The organism is Paramagnetospirillum magnetotacticum MS-1, from assembly GCF_000829825.1.
Taxonomy (GTDB): domain Bacteria; phylum Pseudomonadota; class Alphaproteobacteria; order Rhodospirillales; family Magnetospirillaceae; genus Phaeospirillum; species Phaeospirillum magnetotacticum.
Window position 1 is genome coordinate 322,967 of record NZ_JXSL01000027.1, and the last position, 13,825, is coordinate 336,791.

Annotated in this window: 15 protein-coding genes and 1 tRNA gene; 13 read left to right on the forward strand and 3 right to left on the reverse strand. The window is 62.5% G+C overall.

Annotated features, from left to right (window positions below; translation table 11 throughout):
* The first annotated feature begins 1 nt into the window (after position 1).
* Positions 2-463: a flagellar basal body-associated protein FliL gene (locus CCC_RS10170; RefSeq protein WP_236686356.1), complete on the forward strand. Its 462-nt coding sequence runs from the start codon at positions 2-4 to the stop codon at positions 461-463.
* A 282-nt stretch (positions 464-745) separates the two neighbouring features.
* Positions 746-2,827, forward strand: a complete 2,082-nt coding sequence (locus tag CCC_RS10175) for a sodium-translocating pyrophosphatase (protein WP_009869118.1) — start codon at positions 746-748, stop codon at positions 2,825-2,827.
* 133 nt (positions 2,828-2,960) lie between these two features.
* On the opposite strand, the gene CCC_RS10180 is transcribed toward CCC_RS10175, so the two are convergent.
* Complete coding sequence (locus CCC_RS10180; protein ID WP_041041141.1) at positions 2,961-3,416, reverse strand: outer membrane protein assembly factor BamE; 456 nt, start codon at positions 3,414-3,416, stop codon at positions 2,961-2,963.
* A gap of 141 nt (positions 3,417-3,557) precedes the next feature.
* Here CCC_RS10180 and CCC_RS10185 point away from each other — a divergent pair, with 141 nt between their 5' ends.
* From CCC_RS10185 to CCC_RS10225, 9 genes are all read left to right on the forward strand, one after another.
* Positions 3,558-4,121 carry a ubiquinol-cytochrome C chaperone family protein gene (locus tag CCC_RS10185; protein ID WP_009869120.1) on the forward strand — a complete coding sequence of 188 codons (564 nt, stop codon included), beginning with the start codon at positions 3,558-3,560 and terminating at the stop codon, positions 4,119-4,121.
* Positions 4,121-4,663 (forward strand): YceD family protein, encoded by a 543-nt coding sequence (locus CCC_RS10190; RefSeq protein WP_009869121.1) that lies wholly within the window; start codon positions 4,121-4,123, stop codon positions 4,661-4,663. Before CCC_RS10185 ends, CCC_RS10190 begins: the two co-directional genes overlap by 1 nt.
* Before the next feature lie 85 nt (positions 4,664-4,748).
* The gene (rpmF, locus tag CCC_RS10195) at positions 4,749-4,931 is read left to right on the forward strand and encodes a 50S ribosomal protein L32 (protein WP_009869122.1); all 183 of its coding nucleotides are present in this window, start codon (positions 4,749-4,751) and stop codon (positions 4,929-4,931) included.
* 35 nt (positions 4,932-4,966) lie between these two features.
* On the forward strand, positions 4,967-6,022 hold the full coding sequence (gene plsX / locus CCC_RS10200; protein ID WP_041041143.1) for a phosphate acyltransferase PlsX: 1,056 nt from the start codon (positions 4,967-4,969) through the stop codon (positions 6,020-6,022).
* Positions 6,023-6,035: 13 nt separating this feature from the next.
* A complete protein-coding gene (locus CCC_RS10205; RefSeq protein ID WP_009869124.1) occupies positions 6,036-7,010 on the forward strand; it encodes a beta-ketoacyl-ACP synthase III in 975 nt (324 codons plus the stop codon).
* A 227-nt stretch (positions 7,011-7,237) separates the two neighbouring features.
* On the forward strand, positions 7,238-7,558 hold the full coding sequence (locus CCC_RS10210) for an integration host factor subunit alpha (RefSeq protein WP_009869125.1): 321 nt from the start codon (positions 7,238-7,240) through the stop codon (positions 7,556-7,558).
* The gene (locus CCC_RS10215) at positions 7,555-8,109 is read left to right on the forward strand and encodes a MerR family transcriptional regulator (RefSeq protein WP_009869126.1); all 555 of its coding nucleotides are present in this window, start codon (positions 7,555-7,557) and stop codon (positions 8,107-8,109) included. Before CCC_RS10210 ends, CCC_RS10215 begins: the two co-directional genes overlap by 4 nt.
* A 143-nt stretch (positions 8,110-8,252) precedes the next feature.
* Positions 8,253-8,329 (forward strand) — tRNA-Pro (locus CCC_RS10220).
* 60 nt (positions 8,330-8,389) lie between these two features.
* Positions 8,390-10,789 (forward strand): tetratricopeptide repeat protein, encoded by a 2,400-nt coding sequence (locus CCC_RS10225; protein ID WP_052473090.1) that lies wholly within the window; start codon positions 8,390-8,392, stop codon positions 10,787-10,789.
* Here CCC_RS10225 and CCC_RS22555 read toward each other — a convergent pair whose 3' ends face one another.
* Positions 10,790-10,933: a hypothetical protein gene (locus CCC_RS22555; RefSeq protein WP_169746887.1), complete on the reverse strand. Its 144-nt coding sequence runs from the start codon at positions 10,931-10,933 to the stop codon at positions 10,790-10,792. It lies immediately after the preceding gene.
* Between the two features lie 146 nt (positions 10,934-11,079).
* Positions 11,080-12,069 (reverse strand): dihydroorotate dehydrogenase-like protein, encoded by a 990-nt coding sequence (locus tag CCC_RS10230; RefSeq protein WP_009867163.1) that lies wholly within the window; start codon positions 12,067-12,069, stop codon positions 11,080-11,082.
* 127 nt (positions 12,070-12,196) lie between these two features.
* Between CCC_RS10230 and CCC_RS10235 the strand changes: the two genes are divergently transcribed.
* Positions 12,197-13,300: a hypothetical protein gene (locus CCC_RS10235; protein ID WP_041041145.1), complete on the forward strand. Its 1,104-nt coding sequence runs from the start codon at positions 12,197-12,199 to the stop codon at positions 13,298-13,300.
* Between the two features lie 219 nt (positions 13,301-13,519).
* Positions 13,520-13,825 (forward strand): divalent-cation tolerance protein CutA, encoded by a 306-nt coding sequence (cutA, locus tag CCC_RS10240; RefSeq protein WP_041041435.1) that lies wholly within the window; start codon positions 13,520-13,522, stop codon positions 13,823-13,825.

The window sequence follows — 13,825 nt, forward strand, 5'->3', positions numbered from 1 at the left end:
TTTGGTCCGGTTGATCTTCATGGTGGTGGCACTGCTGATGCTGATCGGCGCGGTCATCGGTGGCCTGTATTTCTGGGGCATCGATCCGCTGGCCAAACTGGGCATCACCGCGCCCATGGTGAGCAAGGAGCCAGCCGCGCCGCCGCCTCCGCCGCCGCCCAGCTATGTGGATTTCGGACTGCTGATCGTGCCGGTGATTCAGGATCGCGAGGTCAAGAAGCAGGCGGAGATGATCGTCCGGCTGGAAGTCGATCCCAAGAACAAGGAAATCGTCGCCAAGAATCTGCCGCGACTGCAGAACGCCTATCTGGCCGAGATGATCACCTATCTGGGCAATACGGTGAAGGAGGGCCAGCCCCTGGACATTCCCGCCATTCGTCGGCGCCTGACCATTTCGGCCGAAAAGACCCTGGGCGGGGTCTATGTCAAGGACGTGGCCATCGAGAATCCCAATCTGAAATAGCCTCTACCCCTTTGGCTAGTTCCAAAGGCCACTTCGCCCCGCCCGAAGGTGCGGGGAGGTCACGGTAAAGAGGGATCTCCGGTGCCGAAATTGCCCCGGACGGCGAAATTCATCGCAATAATTCCAGAATATCGTCGCGATGCGAGCATTTTATTGCATCACTGCGGTTCTTCTGGCAGTTTCTCCACGCTTCCGTCGCCCCCTTTCGTGCCCCAGCACTGCTCGCCGGATGCCATGCGGGGTGGTGATGCTAAAGAAGATTCATCAGGGGACTCGAACCACATGACCAACCTCTTCGTGATCGCATGCGGCGTTCTGGCGCTGCTGTACGGGGTTTATGCCATCAGATCCGTGATGGCGGCCTCGGCCGGTACTGCCCGGATGCAGGAAATCGCCGCTGCCGTGCAGGAAGGCGCCGCCGCCTACCTGAACCGTCAGTACACCACCATTGCCATGGCTGGCGTCGTCGTCGCCATCATTCTGGCCGCTAAGCTGGGCCTCTATCAGGCCGTCGGCTTCGTCATCGGCGCGGTGCTCTCGGGCGCTGCCGGTTATGTCGGCATGAACGTTTCCGTTCGCGCCAACGTCCGCACCGCCGAGGCCGCCCGTTCGGGTGGCATGCAGCAGGCCCTCGACGTGGCCTTCAAGTCTGGCGCCATCACCGGTCTGCTGGTGGTCGGCCTGGGCCTGATCGGCGTCGCTGGCTACTACATGGTCCTCAAGAACGTCGGCATCGACTCGCGCGCTCTGCTCGAGGCTCTGGTGGCCCTGTCGTTCGGCGCCTCGCTGATCTCCATCTTCGCCCGTCTGGGCGGCGGTATCTTCACCAAGGGCGCCGACGTGGGCGCCGATCTGGTGGGTAAGGTCGAAGCGGGTATCCCCGAGGATGACCCCCGCAACCCGGCCGTGATCGCCGATAACGTGGGCGACAATGTCGGCGATTGCGCCGGTATGGCCGCCGACCTGTTCGAAACCTATGCCGTGACCGTTGTCGGCACCATGCTGCTGGGTTCGATCTTCTTCACCGGCGTCGCCCAGGAGCAGATGATGATGCTGCCGCTGGTCATCTGCGGCGTCTGCATTTTCGCCTCCATCGTCGGCACCTTCTTCGTGAAGCTGGACGCTGGCCTGAACATCATGAAGGCGCTGTACAAGGGCGTCATCGTGACCGCTCTGCTGTCGGCGGTGCTGATCGCGGGCATCATCCAGATCAATCTGGGTGGTTTCGACGCCAAGTTCGTGGCGGCCGGTAAGGAAATCACCGGCATGAGCCTGTACATTTGCGCCATCATCGGCCTGATCGTCACCGGCCTGCTGGTGTGGATCACCGAATACTACACCGGTACCGATTACCGTCCGGTCAAGTCGGTGGCCCAGGCCTCGACCACCGGTCACGGCACCAACGTGATCCAGGGTCTGGCGGTTTCCATGGAAGCCTGTGCCCTGCCGGTGATCGTGATCTCCGTCGCCATCATCGTGTCGTACAAGATCGCCGGCCTGTTCGGCATCTCGGTGGCCGCGACCACCATGCTGGCCCTGGCCGGCATGATCGTTGCCCTCGACGCCTACGGCCCGGTGACCGACAACGCCGGCGGCATCGCCGAAATGGCCGAACTGCCCAAGGAAGTCCGCAAAGTCACCGACGCGCTCGACGCCGTCGGCAACACCACCAAGGCGGTTACCAAGGGCTATGCCATCGGTTCGGCCGGTCTGGCCTCGCTGGTTCTCTTCGCCGCTTATACCGAAGACCTGCACCACTACTTCCCGCAGCTGAACATCACGTTCAGCCTGGAAGATCCCTTCGTGGTGGTGGGCCTGTTCCTCGGTGGTCTGCTGCCCTACCTGTTCGGTGCCATGGGCATGCAGGCGGTCGGCCGCGCCGCCGGTTCGGTGGTGGTGGAAGTCCGTCGCCAGTTCAAGGAAATCCCCGGCATCATGGAAGGCACCGCCAAGCCCGACTACGGTCGCGCCGTGGACATGCTGACCAAGGCCGCCATCAAGGAAATGATCATCCCGTCCATGCTGCCGGTTCTGTCGCCGGTGGTGCTGTACTTCGTGATCCTGCTGGCTGCCGATCAGAAGGCCGCCTTCACCGCCATGGGCGCCATGCTGCTGGGCACCATCGTGACCGGCCTGTTCGTCGCTATCTCGATGACCTCGGGCGGCGGCGCTTGGGATAACGCCAAGAAGTACATCGAAGACGGCCATCATGGTGGCAAGGGTTCCGACGCTCACAAGGCGGCGGTGACCGGCGACACCGTCGGCGATCCCTACAAGGACACCGCTGGCCCGGCCGTGAACCCGATGATCAAGATCATCAACATCGTCGCCATCCTGCTGCTGGCCATGGTTGCCGGTCACTAAGAGGCCGATCCGGGCGGAAGGTTCCTTCCGCCCGGATAAGTCTGACCGATAACCAGCCGATATCAGGCTGAAACGGAAAACCCCGGTCGGAAACGACCGGGGTTTTTTCATGGGCGGAAAATGGACGGAGAGGCTACTTCCCCTGGGCGGGCTTCGAGAAGCGGCCCACATTGCCCATCAGCTGCTGCAGGATGGTCAGTTCCTTGCCAGCGGTAGGGGTCTCGCGGCCCGCGGGAACCACGTCCTTGCCGTCCTCCAGGCCGCGATTGTCGATGGCCCGCACGGTGCCAGCGCGGTCGAAGACCACGGTGATCACCTTGCGCTCCTTGACCTCAGGCTCGAAGAAGGCCTCGCGCTCGGTAATGGCCGAGATGTAGTGCCAGCTTTCCTCGCCGAACGGGGTCACGTTGGACGGAGTCCCTAAGAGGGCCTGGACGTCCTCGCGCGTGCTGGTGCCGATCTTGACCTGAGCCAATTGCTCGGGCGGCGGCAAATTGCCGCGAACCTCGATGATCGGGGTGCAGGCGGCGGAGACGGCAACCAGGGCCGCGACCAATAGAAAACGGTGAGAAACTGAGGTCTTTTTCATTCGCTGCGACGCCGGAGGCATTGACGACAGACCGCCCCAAAGCCAATGTGAGGGGGCCGATGTGGGGGGAACATTGCACTTCCCATCATCGCCTTGTCAACGCCGTCGCCCAAACCGGGGCGAGGCTATTCGGACCCTACCATGCCCATCCGTAAATTCTTCGAGCGCCGCCGCTGCAATCGGGTTGCTCATGATCTCTATGTCGCGGTGATCAATCAGGCCCGTTTGCCCGATTTTTATCTGCGCCTGGCCGTTCCGGATACGCTGGACGGGCGTTTCGACCTGATCGTTCTGCATGCCTTTCTGGTCATGCGCCGCCTGCGGCAAGTGACTGCCGAAGAGGGAGGGGAGGCCGCCCGTGCGGTTGCTCAGGCGCTTTTCGATCTGATGTTTGCCGATATGGACCAAAATCTGCGCGAGATGGGCGTTGGAGACATGTCGGTGGGCAAGAGGGTGAAACAGATGGCGCGGGCCTTCTATGGCCGCGTGGCCGCCTATGACGAGGGGTTGGCCGCCGAGGGAGACGCTTTGGCCGAGGCATTGCGGCGCAATCTTTACGGGACCGTGGAGGGCGACCTCGATCTGGGTGTCATCGCGACGGTTGCGGAGTATTTTGTGGCTCAGTCCGCCTATCTGGCTGGCCAGTCTGCCCAGGCTCTGCTGGATGGCAGGCTGGAATTTCAGCGGCCCAAGGGAGAGTCGTGATGACCGAAGATGCCATGCCTTTCTCCCATCCCGTCGAAGTGGACAAGATTCCCGCGCGCGGCAGCCGCCTTCGCGTGACGCCATCCCCAGAGGAGCATCAGGCTTTGGCGGACTGGCTCGATGTCGTGGAAGTCTCTGAAATAAATGCTGAATTTCAGATGGCCCCCATGGGTAAGACTGGCCTTTTCCGCGTCAATGGGCGGTTGACAGCGCGGGTGACACAGACCTGCGTGGTTACCTTGGCTCCGGTGGTGACCTTGGTGGACGAAGAGATTTCCATGACGTTCGGGCCGCCTCAGGGCGACGATGACATGGAGGGTGACGAGATCGAGATCGATTTCCACGAGGTGGACCCGCCTGACCCCATCAAAGACGGCGCCATTGACCTGGGCGCCGTGATGGTCGAACATCTGGCCTTGGGCATCGACCCCTTTCCCAGGGCGGAAGGGGCTGAGTTCGCGCCGCTGGCAGAACCGCCGGAAGCGCCGGAACCCAAGGCGAATCCATTCGCCGCTCTGGCCTCTCTCAAACAAAAAAGGTGAGGGGGGTCAGCATCCCCTTGCCCCGCGTCGCCTTTTTGGCTAATAAACCACCCTTTCCCATTCCGGGTTGAAGCGAGTAGATATTATGGCCGTTCCGAAGAAGAAGACCTCCAAGTCCCGCCGCGACATGCGTCGCGCTCATCACGCCCTGGTCAATGTGACCGGCGCCGAGTGCCCGAATTGCGGCGAAGTGAAGCTGCCTCACCACGTCTGTGGTTCGTGCGGCCACTATGATGGCCGTGAGGTTGTTGCTCAGGCGGAAGCCTAAGCCGTTTCATTGGCTAGGCTGGGGAGTGCGAGCCGGTGAGCAGCGCTGTCACCATTTCCATTGATGCCATGGGGGGCGATGCCGCCCCCGACATGGTCGTGGAAGGGGTGCGCATGGCTCATGAACGCCTCCCCCACGTTCGCTATCTGATGTTCGGAGATTCCGCGCGGATCGAACCGTTGCTGGCGCGCTTCCCCGAGATCAGGGGTGTCTGCACCATCCATCACACCGAGGAATCGGTGTCCATGGAGGCCAAGCCCAGCCAGGTCCTGCGCACAGGGCGCAAGTCCAGCATGTGGCTGGCCGTGGAAGCCGTGCAGAAGGGCGAGGCGGCGGGTGTCGTCTCGGCTGGCAATACCGGCGCCCTGATGGCCGTGTCCAAATTCGTGCTGCGGACTCTTCCGGGCATCGACCGTCCGGCCATCGCTGGCATGTTCCCGACCATCCGGGGCGAGACCCTGATGCTCGACCTGGGCGCCAATGTGGATTGCAACTCCAACAATCTGGTCGAGTTCGCCGTCATGGGCGAGGTCTATGCCCGCCATGTGCTGGGGCTGGAGAAGCCGTCCATCGGGTTGCTCAATGTGGGCGCCGAGGACATGAAGGGCAACGACGCGGTCAAGGCCGCCGCGGCCACCTTGCGTGAATATCACCTTCCCATCGATTTCCGCGGCTTTGTCGAGGGCAACGACATCTGCGGCGGCGCCGTGGACGTGGTGGTGACCGATGGCTTCACCGGCAATATCGCCCTGAAGACCGCCGAGGGCACGGTGAAACTCTATTCCACCTTCCTCAAGGAAGCCTTCAAAAGCTCGTTGCTGGCCAAGATCGGCTATCTCCTGGCTGGTCATGCCATCAACAAGGTCAAGGTCCGCACCGATCCCCGCCGCTACAACGGCGCCATGTTCCTGGGCCTCAACGGCATCGCCGTGAAAAGCCACGGCGGTACCGATGCCTTCGGTTTCGCCAATGCGGTTGGCGTGGCGGTGGAACTGGTGACCCATGGCTTCAATGACCGAATCCGCAAGGAATTCGACCGGCTGAAGCCGGCCGAGATTTCCCCGTCGCAACTGGCCGCCGGCACCCGGTGACAAGGGACTGATCATGATCGTGCGCTCCCAAATCATCGGATGCGGGTCCTATCTTCCGTCGCGTCTGGTCACTAATGCCGAATTGGCGGCCAAGGTGGACACCACCGACGAGTGGATCGTCGAACGCTCCGGCATCCGTCAGCGCCATATCGCCGCCGAGGGGGAGACCACCTCCGATCTGGCCACCAATGCCGCGCTCCGCGCCCTGGAGGCTGCCGGTATCGCCGGTTCCGCCGTGGATCTGGTCATTGTGGCCACCGCCACCCCGGACAATACCTTTCCCGCCACCGCTACCAAGGTCCAGAGCCGCATCGGCATGAAGCATGGCTTCGCCTTCGACGTTCAGGCGGTGTGTTCGGGCTTCGTCTATGCCCTGTCCGTGGCCGATAACTTCATCAAGTCGGGGCAGGTGCAGACCGCCCTGGTGATCGGTGCGGAAACCTTCTCGCGCATCCTCGACTGGAATGACCGCACCACCTGCGTGCTGTTCGGCGATGGGGCGGGTGCCGTGGTACTGCGCGCCAATCGCGGCAAGGGCAGCAGCGCCGATCGCGGTATCTTGTCCACCCATCTACATTCCGACGGCAGCCACTACGACCTGCTTTACGTGGATGGCGGTCCCTCCAGCACCCAGACCGTGGGCCATGTGCACATGGAAGGCCGCGAGGTGTTCCGCCACGCCGTCATCAACCTCGCCTCGGTGGTGGGTGAGGCGCTGTCGGCCAATGACCTCAAGGCCTCCGATATCGATTGGGTGGTGCCCCACCAGGCCAACCGCCGCATCATCGAGGGCACCGCCAAGAAGCTGGGTTTTCCCTTGGACAAGATGGTGATGACCGTGGACCGCCACGCCAACACCTCGGCAGCCTCCATTCCCCTGGCGCTTACCGAGGCGGTGAGCGATGGCCGCATCAAGCCGGGCCAACTGGTCCTGCTGGAAGCCATGGGTGGCGGATTCACCTGGGGTTCAGCCCTGGTGCGGATGTAATCCCAAGTCCCGAAAGCGGGACTTGGCTCTTTGATGACGTTCTCAATCGCCGGACGCCGCCTGTGGCGGCTTGGCTTCCGCAGCATAAGCTGCGCGGCCCTTTGGGCCTGGAAGTGTTCTTGCATGGCTGTTGAACGCCATCTCGCATCCCTCTGATATTGACGGATTTATCGTAAGGGTCTAGGGTCGGACCAGCTTTTCGGATTCCTTCAATCGGCTGGGGCGTCATGACTGACAAGACCATTACGCGGGCGCAACTGAGCGAGGCCGTCTATCAAGAGGTCGGCCTGTCGCGCAACGAGTCCGCAGATCTGCTGGAAGCGGTGCTGGACGAGATTTCCGGCGCGCTGGCCAAGGGCGATGCGGTGAAGATCTCCTCGTTCGGGAGCTTCTCGGTGCGCTCCAAGGGCCAACGCATCGGCCGCAATCCCAAGACCGGTGAGGAAGTGCCCATCACGCCCCGCCGCGTGCTGGTGTTCCGCCCCTCCCAACTGCTCAAGAAGAAGATCAATGATGGCGTGGCCGCCAAGAGTGGCGGGGCCAAATGACGGGCGACGAGGGGGACGATTCTTCGGCCCGGCGCAACGGCAAGTCCGAAGCGGCGTTCCGGACCATCAGCGAGGTCGCCGACGACCTCGACGTCCCCCAGCATGTTCTTCGTTTTTGGGAAGGCAAGTTTCCTCAGGTCAAGCCGCTGAAGCGGGGCGGGGGGCGGCGTTACTATCGTCCCGATGATGTGGCGCTGCTGCGGCGCATCCGCGACCTTCTTTATGCCGAGGGCTATACCATCAAGGGTGTGCAGAAGCTCTTGAAGGAGGGCGGGGGCAAGGATGCACCGGCCCAGGCCTCACCGGCCCGCGCCGCCGAGCCCGAGCTTCTGCTGGGTCTGGATCAGCCCGACGACCATGACGAGGATGACGAGGCCGACGATCTGGTCATCGAGGATGACGAATCCCGCCATGCTGTGGTGCGGACCATCATTGCCGGAGGCGATGATCTCCCGGCGGCACCGGGGGGGCTCAGCCCCACGCTGCGCCACGAACTGGAGGATATCCTGGCCGAGCTGGAGCAACTGCGGGCCTTGTTGCAGGGGCGATGAAATTCCGTGAAGAACTGGGTTGCGTTGGCGGAAGGGCCTGACTATAGTGCGCCCCTCTCCCGGCACACCCCGCCGGTTTCTCCCCCTCCCACGGTGGTTTTCCGCCGGGGAACAAAGGTTTCGGTGGGCTCGCCCACCACGGTCGGAGCGTAGCGCAGCCCGGTAGCGCATCAGTCTGGGGGACTGGGGGTCGCAGGTTCGAATCCTGTCGCTCCGACCAAAGTTCGGCGGCCCGGCTCATCATGATGAGCCGGGCCGTTTCTCTTATGGGGAGGCCTGATTGGATCAAGAGACTTTAGCCAAGGCCCAGGCTGCGCACCGCGCGGGAAACCTTGCTGCGGCCGAGCCCCTTTACGCCGCCGTTCTGGCCGCCAACCCCGATCATGTGGAGTCGCTTTACGCTTATGGCGTGCTGATGGCTCAGACGGGGCGTTTGCCCCAGTCCCTGGATAGCCTGGGCAAAGCGGCGCGATTGGCGCCCGACGACAGCCGGATCGGTCGAAACTATGCTCTGGTCCTACAGGCGGCCGGACGCCTTCCGGAATCCGAGCGTGAGTTCGTGCGTTTGTCCGACCGTGAACCCGATCGTCCCGAACATCGTTTCGGGCTCGGTCTGGTGGTCTCGGCCCAGGGGCGCTTCGACCATGCCATCGCTCATTTCCGGGAGGGGCTTGCCCTGGCGCCGGGGGATGCGGAGGCCCGTTGTAATCTGGGTTTGGCCTGCCGAGCCGCCGGGCGGCTGGAAGAGGCCATCGATGCCTTCGCCAAGGCGGCGGAGATGGCTCCTGGATTGGCCAAGGCCCACGGCAATCTGGGGGGCGCCCTGTTCGCCGCCGGACGTTGGGTCGACGCGGTGGATGCCTGGGCACGGGCCTTGGCTCTGGAACCCCGCCATGCGGATGTGCGCTCCGATATGGGGGTGGCCTTGGCCAAGCTGGGGCGGCTGGACGAGGCGGTGGACTGCTTCCGGCAGGCTTCGGAGATCGACCCCGGCAATCCCGGCCACGGATACAATCTAGGCCGCGCGCTTCACGATCTCGGGCGGCTGGAAGAGGCCCTCCAGTCCTATGCCCAGGTTATCGCCTTGGATCCCTGCCATCTCTCCGCCCATCTCAACAGCGGTGTGATCTTCAAGAAGGCCGGGGATTACGATCAGGCGCTGGCCGCCTATGACCGGGTTCTTGAACTGGACCCGGCCAATGGCGCCGCTAGCCTCAATCGCGGCAAGACGCTGTTCGAACTGGGGCGGCTGGAAGAGGCCTTGGAGGCCTATACAACGGCCCGCAATCTGATGCCCGACGATGCCGATGCGCTGAGCGAGCTGGTGCATCTGCGCAAGGTCGTTTGCGACTGGCCGGGGATCGAGGCGGAGGAGGAGGCGTGCCGCCGCATGGTGGCGGACGGCAATCCGGGCATCGACCCCCTGGTCTTCCTGTCCATTCCCGCCTCGACCGAGGAACAGGCGCGATGCGGGAATTTGTGGGGCCGGATGCTTTGCTCCGACCGCGCCGCCTCGGTCCAGGGCGTCTCGTTCGCCCCCCGGAACGGTGACGCGGTCTCCCCGAAGATCAAAATCGGCTATCTGGCCGCCGATTTTCATAATCATCCCGTGGCCAATCTGAGTGCGGGGATATACGACCGTCACGACCGCTCGCGTTTTGAGATCTCTGCCTATTCCCTGGGGCCCGACGACGGCAGTCCCATGCGCCAGAGGCTGGAGGCCAGCTTCGACCGTTTCGTGGATCTCAGGGAGGTGGCTTCAGGGGACGCGGCGCGCCGTATCCACGCGGATGGCATCGACATTCTGGTGGATCTCAGCGGTTTCACCAAGAATACCCGGCCAGAGATTCTGGCCTGCCGCCCGGCGCCCGTTCAGATCAATTTCCTGGGCTTCCCCGCCACCATGGGAGTGGACTGGCTCGACTACATCTTGGCGGATGCGGTGATCGCCCCAAGGGACCAGCAAGAGCACTATGCCGAGAAGCTGGTTCATCTGCCTCACAGTTTCCTGCCCTTCGGCGACCATCCCCCGGTTGGCGAACCCAGTCAGCCGCGCGCCGCCCATGGGTTGCCCGAAGATGCCTTCGTCTTTTGCTGCATCAACAATAGCTTCAAATTCCGGCCGCAGACATTCGATGTCTGGGCCGAGATCCTGCATCAGGTTCCCAGGGGCGTTCTCTGGCTGCTCGACCGCGGTCCTCTCAGCCGGGACAATATGAACCGGGAGATGGCCGGGCGGGGGATCGATCCGGCCCGTCTGGTATTCGCCCAGCGGGTCGATCTTGCCGAACACATGGCACGGCATCGTCTGGCGGATCTGTTTCTGGACAGCTTTCCCTTCAACGCCATCACCACGGCCAGCGACGCCTTGTGGTCGGGGCTGCCCGTTCTGACCTGGATGGGCGAGAGTTTCGTGAGCCGGGGGGCCTCCAGCCTTCTCCTTGCCCTGGGCCTTCCGGAACTCGTCACGGCGTCACCGGAGGCGTACAAGGCCGAGGCCATCCGTCTGGCCCGCGAGCCCGAGCGCCTGCGAATGCTTAAGGACCGGTTGGACACCCGGCGGCAAACGCCTGCGCCCCTGTTTGACACCGAGATCTTTACCAGGGATCTGGAGAAGGCCTATGTCCAGATGGTGGCGCGGTCGCGCGCGGGCCTGCCGCCCGAACCCTTTGCGGTTTGATCAGTGCGCCAGGACGGTGGTCAGGCCAATGATCGCCCATCCGAATAAAGTTGCGCCGATCACCGTTCCGGCGATCACGATGGCGGCGTAACCCAACAGGCGGGGAACACGGCATTCGGTTTTGCTGGTGGATGCGGCGGTCATGAGAGTCCCTGTCCTTCGTAATGTGTATTTTGGTTATACATTTGACCAAGGTCAAATTCAAAGACTCTAATTGTTATAATTCGACGGCCCGAAAGCAAAAGGCCCGGCTAAACGACCGGGCCTTTCCGAGATAATATCTTGGAAAGTCAGGCGTTATAGGCGCCGCCCCGCAGGATGCGGATATAGTTGACCCGGTCGAAGGCGGCCAGATCCTTGGTGGCGCCACGGCTCATGCGGCCCCGGATGTCGGCCACGGATTCGGCTTCGCGTTCCTTGAGTTCGGCGATGAGGCCATCATGAAGGGTCTTCATATAGCCGACGCCGTGACGCATCAGGGCAGAGGTGGTCATCACCACATCGGCGCCGACGAACAGATACTTCACCACCTCGGCGGCGGTCTGTACACCGGAACTAGCGGCGATGGACGCCTTGATCTTGCCGGCCAGGGTGGCGATCCACAGCAGGGGCAGGCGGATTTCGCCCTTATGGCTGAGCTTGAGATCGCGGACCAGGGTCAGTTCCTCGAGATCGATGTCGGGCTGGTAGAAGCGGTTGAACAGGACCACGCCATCCACCCCATGGTCGTCGAGGACCTTCACCATATTGCCCACCGAACTGAAATAGGGGCTGAGCTTCATGGAGACCGGAATCTTCACCGTGGACTTCACGTCTTCGAGAATTTCCAGGTAGCGGGATTCCACCTCGGTGCCGCTCATATCCATGTCGGTGGGCAGCAAATAGACATTCAGTTCGATGGCGCTGGCGCCGGCTTGCTGGATCTGCTGGGCGTAATCGGTCCAGCCAGTCCGCGTGGTGCCGTTCAAGCTGGCGATCACTGGAATTTCCAGGGCTTCCCTGGTGCGGCGGATCAGGTCGAGATAGTTCTTCGGCCCGGCATTGGCGGAAATATTGGCGGGGAAGTACGAGAAGGCTTCGGAATTGCCCTCGCAGACCAGCCGTTCGATCTCGTCGATCTCGTTCTCGATGTCTTCTTGAAAGATGGAGGGCAGCACGATGGCCGCCGCGCCACAGTCTTCCAAACGCCGGGAATTGCCAAGGTCGAGCGCCAACGGCGAGGCCGATACCACCAGAGGATTCTTCAAGTCGAGGCCGAGATAACGGGTGGCGAGATTCATGGCGGCTGTCCTTCGTTCACGGGCAGAATGTTACGTGAAAGAAAGGGTAGCCCCGGCTGGGCTCGCGCGGCAAGCCGGAAACGGATATGGTGCCCGCCCATCCAGATCTTCCAGGTTAAAGCGGTCCATGCTTCTTCCCGAAACGTCAAAGCATCTTTGGCTGGCCCTATCGCCCCACGGCTATGGCCATGCGGCCATGACGGCGCCGGTGATACATGCCTTGCGGCGGCGCTTGCCCGATCTTCGCCTGACCATCCAGACCGCCTTGCCGCGCGCTTTTCTGGAAGAGCGCTACGGCCCCGATTTCACCCATATTCCGGACATCCCTGATTTCGGTCTGAAGATGCTGTCGGCCACGGTGGTGGATCTGGAGGCTTCGGCGGAAGGCTATCGCCGCCTGCATGCCGATTTCGATGCCCTCGTGGAGTCCGAGGCCCAAAGGCTGCGCCGAGCCTGGCCTGATCTGGTGCTGGCCAATGTGCCCTATGTCACCCTGGCTGCCGCCGCGCGGGCAGGTATCGGGGCCGTGGCGCTCAGTTCGCTGGAATGGGCCGACATCTACCGGCACTATCTGGGGGACCGGCCGGAAGCGGCTGGCATCTATGCCCAGATGCGCGGTTCCTACAACGCGGCCCAAGCCTTCCTGCGGGTCACGCCCGCCATGGACATGCCCAGTATCGACACCATTATCGACATCGGACCTGTGGCAAATAAGGGGCGGAACCGCCGGGATGAATTGGCCGCCCGGCTGCCCGGCAGGCTTGGACTGGCGGCTTTTGGCGGCATCGATCACGATTTTTCCATGGCGAACTGGCCGCGCATGGAGGGGTGGACCTGGGCCACCACGCTGGATTTTCCAAAAGACCGGGGCGATATCGTGGCCTGGCGGGATCTTGGCCTGCCGTTTTCCGATCTGGCCGCTTCGGTGGATGTGATCGTCACCAAACCGGGCTACGGCACCTTTACCGAAGCCGGGCTTTCGGGAATACCCGTATTATATGTCCTGCGGCCCGATTGGCCGGAATCGCCCGCCATGGACATATGGTTGGCGGCCCATACAAGGGCGCTGGCGGTGACCTTGGAAGCACTGACATGTGACGCGGAGGCTCAACTACGCAGGTTGTTTTCCCTGCCGGAACAGCCTGTTGCCCAAGCTTTGGGGAATGAAGAGGCGGCCGAATATATCGCGAGTATTCTGTGCGCGGAAACCGGCATCTGCGAAAGAAGTTGAAGGGATGAGGATTTGTCACGCCGGGGTATCGAAATCCATTTACCCAATTCACATATGCGTGACATCGGTTGGCGGTGCCGTGGTACCGGACCGGTGAGGGCTCCTGGTTCGATCTCCTCTTCCGGGATGACCTGCACAGACTCGTGGGGCGCGCCCGATCACAAGTGGACGCGCCCCGCTTTTCTCTGCCAGTAAGGAGATAAGCCTTTGACGGTCAAGATGATTTACGTGACAGCCTCCGATCGGGAGGAGGCCATGGCCTTGGCTCGTAGCCTGGTGGAAGAGAGGCTGGTGGCCTGCGCCAATGTGATGGACGGCGTCACCTCGGTCTATTGGTGGGAGGGCAAGGTCTGCGAGGGACCCGAGGCGGTGTTGATCTGCAAGACGCGGGCGGAATTGGTGGAATCCGTGATCGCGCGGGTGCGTGAACGGCACTCCTATGCCTGCCCCTGCGTGGTTGCCTTGCCAATCGAGGCGGGCAATCCCGCCTATCTGGATTGGATCAAGACCGAGACAGGCGGGTGA